General features: G+C 63.9%; 9 protein-coding genes. 7 read left to right on the top strand and 2 right to left on the bottom strand.

The features are described from left to right. Together C8264_RS23040 and C8264_RS21825 are read right to left on the bottom strand one after the other, a co-directional pair. On the bottom strand, positions 1-160 hold a 160-nt coding region (locus C8264_RS23040; protein ID WP_162783666.1), incomplete at its 3' end, for a helix-turn-helix domain-containing protein. A 220-nt stretch (positions 161-380) separates the two neighbouring features. Next, positions 381-626, bottom strand: a complete 246-nt coding sequence (locus C8264_RS21825; protein WP_108463092.1) for a KTSC domain-containing protein — start codon at positions 624-626, stop codon at positions 381-383. A gap of 96 nt (positions 627-722) precedes the next feature. Here C8264_RS21825 and C8264_RS21820 point away from each other — a divergent pair, with 96 nt between their 5' ends. The 7 genes from C8264_RS21820 (at position 723) to C8264_RS21795 (ending at position 5,887) form a co-directional block, all read left to right on the top strand. Then, positions 723-1,142 carry a hypothetical protein gene (locus C8264_RS21820; RefSeq protein ID WP_108463091.1) on the top strand — a complete coding sequence of 140 codons (420 nt, stop codon included), beginning with the start codon at positions 723-725 and terminating at the stop codon, positions 1,140-1,142. After that, complete coding sequence (locus C8264_RS21815) at positions 1,120-2,376, top strand: DNA-packaging protein (protein ID WP_245893441.1); 1,257 nt, start codon at positions 1,120-1,122, stop codon at positions 2,374-2,376. The genes C8264_RS21820 and C8264_RS21815 overlap by 23 nt, the downstream gene beginning before the upstream one ends. 314 nt (positions 2,377-2,690) lie before the next feature. Next, entirely contained in the window at positions 2,691-3,845 is a 1,155-nt protein-coding gene (locus C8264_RS21810) for a phage portal protein (protein ID WP_108463090.1), read from the top strand. A gap of 14 nt (positions 3,846-3,859) precedes the next feature. Continuing rightward, entirely contained in the window at positions 3,860-4,048 is a 189-nt protein-coding gene (locus C8264_RS21805; protein ID WP_108463089.1) for a hypothetical protein, read from the top strand. A 4-nt stretch (positions 4,049-4,052) separates the two neighbouring features. Next, the gene (locus C8264_RS22815; RefSeq protein WP_281261478.1) at positions 4,053-4,178 is read left to right on the top strand and encodes a hypothetical protein; all 126 of its coding nucleotides are present in this window, start codon (positions 4,053-4,055) and stop codon (positions 4,176-4,178) included. Continuing rightward, positions 4,178-4,654: an HK97 family phage prohead protease gene (locus C8264_RS21800; protein WP_108463088.1), complete on the top strand. Its 477-nt coding sequence runs from the start codon at positions 4,178-4,180 to the stop codon at positions 4,652-4,654. Before C8264_RS22815 ends, C8264_RS21800 begins: the two co-directional genes overlap by 1 nt. A gap of 12 nt (positions 4,655-4,666) precedes the next feature. Next, on the top strand, positions 4,667-5,887 hold the full coding sequence (locus tag C8264_RS21795; protein ID WP_108463087.1) for a phage major capsid protein: 1,221 nt from the start codon (positions 4,667-4,669) through the stop codon (positions 5,885-5,887). Positions 5,888-6,232 lie beyond the last annotated feature (345 nt).

Raw genomic sequence — 6,232 nt, 5'->3', positions numbered from 1 at the left:
AATGCCTGGTGGGGCTGCCATTGCGTCCCAACTCACGGCTGATGGTTGAGGCCGAACGCCCCAGCATCTGGCCGATCGCCTGCATCGAGAGCCCCTTGCGCCGCCCAATGTCGATCTCAACCCGCTCCCGCAGGCTCAACTGCTCATACAAAGTTCCCATCGCACCAACACCATAGCAGGTGTTGCACTTGTGGCGTGAGTCGAGGGAACCTCTGTTTTCCTTGCAATCATCGCCAACCGAGGTTCCCGCTTTCGCGGGAATGACCCGGTGAGTGGGAGTGACCCGGTGGGGGAGCGGCGGCGCGCAGCTCAAAAACTTATCCAACTTATCCCCGCGTCACGGTCGGATGCTATAGTTCAGCTATGGTCGCAGAAGTGGCTCAGGAAACGTTGCGCATGGCGAGCCATTGGCGGTTCTTCCAGTCGGAGGGATCGGCGAGGCGGCATTCGTAGCGGCCGCGGATGGACTGGTTGAAGAAGCGGCCTCGGGAGTCGGCGTCGCGCAGGGCTTCGTAGACATGTTCGGGTACGCCGAAATATTTGTAGCGGCGGCCTTCGGGGCCGAACCAGATGGAAAGTTCCTGGTCGGCGGGCTTGTAGTGGATGTGGCGGATCGCGGTGGACATCGGGTTCTCCCGTTCTGACTCCGCAAAGACGAATCCCGCGAGATTCCTCAGGGTTCCGGCCAATCGTTGGAAGCGATTCACAAGTGAGTCATTGGAATGGAAGCAGAGGCTGAGCGGCATCAAGCCGACTGGGTCGTGATCCGGCACGCCTATGAAACAAACGATGGGACCATCAGCGCCATTTGCGCGCGGTTCGGGGTAACCAAAAGCCAGCTGGAGCGGCGCTATCGCAAGGAGCGCTGGGTATCGCGGCAGGCGAAATTGGTGGACCGACGAGGCTCCACCCGGGAGCGGCTCTTCTCCGTATTGGAGCGGCAGGTAAGCAAGCTGGCCAACGAGGCCGGCACGACATTGGGCGAGAAGGAGGCACAACAACTGACCGAGCTGATCAAGAACTTCGACAAGCTGGCGAGCATGGAAGCCGCCGCAACCACAGGCGGCCCTGCGCAGAAAAAGGACATGGCTGACCTGCGTGACAAATTGGCCAAGCGAATTGACCAGTTCAAACGACGCTGAGACGGTTGCCGAGGTCGCGGCGCTTTCCGACGCGGAAGCCGAAAGGCGCTACTATCACTGGCCCGACTGGGCCTATGAGCAGCAGCGCGAACCGGAGGGGGATTGGACGACCTGGCTGTTCATGGGCGGCCGGGGATGTGGCAAGACAAGGACCGGTGCCGAATGGGTGCGAAGCCTCGCGGCGCGGGGCGTTTCACCCATAGCTCTGGTCGGGGAAACCATGAGTGAGGCCCTCGCCATCATGGTGCGCGGCGAGAGCGGATTGTTCCGGGTCTGCACCGACGAGGAGCGGCCCATTTTACGGCGCCATCAACTGATCTGGCCCAACGGGGTGGAGGCGACATTGCTGTCGGCCTCGGACCCCGACCGCTTTCGCGGACCGCAATTCGCCGCCGCATGGTGTGACGAGGTGGCAAAATGGCCAAATGCGGAGGCCGCGTGGGACATGTTGCAATTCAGCCTGCGCCTAGGCGACCGGCCACGGCAATTGGCGACAACGACGCCAAGGGCCATTCCGCTGTTGCGCCGGCTGATTGCCGATCCGCACACGGTGGTGCGGCGAATGAAGACCGAGGACAACAAGGCCCATCTGGCGCCGGACTTCATGACGACAGTGGTGGCGCGGTATCAGGGATCGGTGCTTGGGCGGCAGGAACTGGATGGGGAGATGATCGAGGATCTGCCCGATGCGTTGTGGCAGCGGAGCATGTTCAGGCGGTTTGCGGGCGGGGCGATGGAGCGCATCGTCGTGGCGGTCGATCCGCCGGTGACGGGGACGGCCAGGTCGGATGCCTGCGGGATTATCGTCGCTGGGCGGATGGGCGAGGGCGTGGTGGTGTTGGAGGACAGAACCTTGCGGCCGGCGGCGCCATTGGCATGGGCGCGGCGGGCGGTCGCGGCGTTTCATGCGCATGAGGCCGATGCCATTGTGGTCGAGGTGAACCAGGGCGGTGACCTGGTGCAGTCGGTTATTGCGCAGGTGGATGGAAACGTGCCGGTGCGGCAGGTGCGGGCGAGCCGGGGCAAGTGGCTGCGGGCGGAACCGGTGGCGGCGCTTTATGGCCGAGGGCTGGTGAGCCATGCGGAGGGGCTGCAGGCGCTGGAGGATGAGATGTGTGCATTCGGGGCCGATGGGAAGGCGGATGGGCATTCGCCGGACCGGGTGGATGCGCTGGTGTGGGCGGTGACCGAGCTGGTTTTGAATGATGGGCGGCCTCGGGTTAGGGGGCTGTGAGGGGGGGAGTGTTGCGAACGTTTGTCAGTGCCGCGATGTAGTCAAAGCCGCCATTCTGCCCTCGGGCTCGATCCCCTCATCCTGAGCTTGTCGAAGGAGGGCCGCGTTTCAGGGACCCCCTGCCGGAGCGGTTGTGCTTGCGGAAAATGGCCCTCGGGTCAGGCCCGAGGGCAACACGGTGAGTGGGACAAATCTGAGCCATGCGGCCAAAGTGAATACTCCCCCGATGGAACTGAGGGTTTGGGGCACAGGTGGGTAACACCGAGTTTGAGGTGCGCTCGGCACCGAACGAACGTTCATAAGGAAGCAAAATAATGCCGAACTGGATCAGCCGCCTGTTGGGCGGGGGAATGAATGCGCCTGCCGAAAGCAAGGCTTATGGGGGGCAGACGCTGTTGAGCCTGAGCCAGTTGGGGGCGGCGAATTGGAGCAGTCGGGGGTTTGTGAGCCTGGCCAACCAGGGCTATGCGCGCAATCCGGTGGTTTATCGCTGCGTCAGGCTGATTGCCGAGACGGCCAATCGGGTGCCGCTGGTGGTGAGCGAAAACGGGCGCAGGCTGGATGAGCATCCGCTGGCGCAACTGCTGGCACGGCCCAACGGGCGGCAATCGGGTGGGGAGTTGCTGGAGGGCGTTTATGCGTTCCTGCAGACTGCGGGGAACGCCTATCTGCAGGCGGGGATCGTCGAGGGGGAGGTGCGTGGGCTGTTTTCGCTGCGGCCAGACCGCATGAGCGTGGTGGCGGGGGCCGACGGCTGGCCGGTGGCCTATGACTATACCGCTGGCGGGCGAACGAGGCGGCTGCGGCAGGATAGCGAGCCGGTGCCCGGCGTGCTGCATATGGCCCTGTTCGATCCGCTGGACGATCATTACGGCATGGCGCCGTTGCAGGCGGCGGCAACCAGCCTTGATATCCACAATGCGGCTGCAGAATGGAACAAGGCGCTGCTCGACAATGCCGCGCGGCCATCTGGGGCGCTGGTCTATTCGGCGGCCGGGCAGAATTTGACCGAGGATCAGTTCGAGCGGCTCAAGACGGAGCTGGAGCAGAACTTTTCGGGGACGGCCAATGCCGGGCGACCGATGCTGCTCGAGGGTGGGCTGGACTGGAAGACCATCGCGCTTTCGCCGCGCGACATGGATTTCATCGAGGCCAAGAATGCGGCGGCGCGGGATATCGCGCTGGCGTTCGGCGTGCCGCCCATGCTGCTCGGCATTCCGGGGGACAATACATATGCGAACCTGGCGGAGGCGAACCGGGCGTTGTGGCGGCATACGCTGATCCCGCTGGTGGTGCGGGTGGCTGAGGAACTGAGCGGCTGGCTGGGGCCGGCGTTTGGCGGAGCCGTGGTGACGCCGGATTTCGAGGGCGTCGAGGCACTGGCCGAGGACCGGGCGCAGCTATGGGCGCGGGTGGGATCGGCGGAGTTTCTGAGCGACGCGGAGAAGCGGGCGATGTTGGGGGTTTAGGCGGAGGAAAGGACATGGACGAGCTTACCAAATCGGTCATCGAGCGCGGTGACCTGGCGCATATGGCGCTGTTTTTGTGGGCGAGTGGGGCGAGCACGCTTTTGGTGTGGAGCCTGCGCGAGCTGACCAAGGTGAACCAGCACTTCAACGACTTCGTGCGCGAGATTGCGACGTTGAATCAACTCTTCAAGAAGGGGGACTAAGGCCATGGCGAGCAAGAGCAGCCGGGAGAATGCGCAGCAGACATTCCGGCAATTTGCCTGGAATCTGGCGGGCACGCTGGCAGCGCCCAAGGGCGGCAAGACGGCGGCTCCTCTGCCGGGCAAGCGCTGATGGCGGCCATTCCCATCGATGGCGATGGGCGCTTTCGTGGCTATGCCAGCGTGTTCAACCGGGCTGATGCCGGGGGCGACATGGTGATGCCGGGGGCATTTGCGGCCAGCCTCAAGCGGCGGCGGGATCGGGTGCGGCTGTTGTTTCAGCACGATCCCAAGGAGCCGGTGGGGATCTGGGACACGCTGCGCGAGGATGGCCATGGGCTGTTCGTCGCCGGGCGGTTGGTGCCGGGGGTGGCGCGGGCAGATGCGCTCAGGCGCCTGATCGAGCAGGGGGCGCTCGATGGGCTTTCCATCGGCTTTCGCACCCTGCGCGCTACTCGTGAAGGTGGTGTGCGCAAGCTGTGGCAGATCGATCTGTTCGAGATTTCGATCGTGACTTTTCCGATGATGGAGGACGCGCGGATCGCGCCTCCCCAAGTTTCCGCGGGCGCTGCCATTGCAGCGGCCACGCACACAATCCGTAACCGCTAAGGAAAATTTCAGATGGATATCAACAGTGACGGTCTTGAAACCAAGGCCGGCGCGGGGGGCGATATTGCCAGCCTCTTCGCCGAGTTCTCGACTGCGTTCGAGGAGTTCAAGACTACTAACGACCAGCGGCTGGGGGAGCTGGAAAAGCGTGGCTCTGCCGATGGCCTGCTGGAAGGCAAGCTCGACCGGCTGAACGCGGTGCTCGATGGGCAGAAGGCGGCGATGGACCGCGCCATGGTGGAGCGGGCCCGGCCGGTGCTGGACGGCAAGGCGGTGCGCGGGGACGGTGAGTATAAGGAGGCGTTCACCGGCTATGTGAAGCGTGGCGAGGAAAAGGCGCTGTCGGTCGGCGTGGGTGCCGAGGGCGGCTATGTGGTGCCGCCCGAGACGGAAACCGAAATCACGCGGCTGATGACGGCGGTGTCGCCGATCCGCGCCATTGCAGGGCTGCGGCAGGTATCGGGCTCGGTCTACAAGCGGCCGATCTCGGTGAGCGGGCCGGCGGTGGGCTGGGTGGGCGAGACGGCGGCGCGGCCGGTGACAGCGTCGCAGACGCTGGCGGAGCTGAGCTATCCGACCATGGAGCTCTATGCCATGCCGGCGGCGACTTCGGCGTTTCTCGACGATGCCGCTGTCGATGTGGGGCAGTGGATCGCCGAGGAGGTCAACGCGGCGTTCGCGGCGCAGGAAACCACGGCGTTTGTTTCAGGCGATGGCGTCAACAAGCCCAAGGGGTTCCTCTCGGCGCCGACGATTGCGGAAGCAAGCTGGAGCTGGGGCAATCTGGGCTATGTTGCGACCGGTGCGGCCGGGGCGCTGCCGGCGAGCAATGCCAGCGATGTGCTGATCGACTTGGTTTATTCGCTTAAGGCCGGCTACCGCCAGAACGCATCGTGGGTGATGAACCGCAAGGTGCAGGGCACGCTGCGCAAGCTCAAGGATGCGGATGGCAACTACCTGTGGCAGCCGGCGGCGACGGCGGACGGCAAGGCGCGGTTCATGGGGTTCGACCTCGTCGAGGCCGAGGACATGCCCAACATCGGCGCCGATGCAACGCCGATTGCGTTCGGTGATTTCCGGCGCGGGTATCTGATCGTGGACCGCCAGGGCGTGAGCGTGCTGCGCGATCCGTTCTCCAGCAAGCCGTATGTGCTGTTTTATACGACCAAGCGAGTGGGTGGCGGGATTGCGGATTATGACGCGATAAAGCTGCTGAAGTTCGCCGCGAGCTAAGTCCGCGAGCGCGGCCATCTAGCGCAAAAAGCCTGTGCTCCGGTGCTCACGTACTCAATGTACGCTGCGCTCCGGTGCGCGGCTTTCTGCGCTATCTGACTCGCGCTGGCGGACTTCGCTTCGCCTGAGAAATTGGCGGATCTGTCCGGAAGCACCGTGTCACCCCGGCGAAGGCCGGGGGGTGGACTCACGTTTGAAGTGCAACACGGTTAGAGAAACTGGAGAAGACCTCATTTGGGGTTTGGAAGTCGAGACATTTTCGCGGGGTGTTGTTGTAGAGGGCGACAATGGTTTGCAGGTGCTCGTCGGTGATGGTTGCCAGGTCGGATTTTCGCGGCAGCCTGC

This window comes from Devosia naphthalenivorans (assembly GCF_003056355.1).
Lineage (GTDB): Bacteria > Pseudomonadota > Alphaproteobacteria > Rhizobiales > Devosiaceae > Devosia > Devosia naphthalenivorans.
This window is presented reverse-complemented; position numbering and strand designations above follow the sequence as displayed.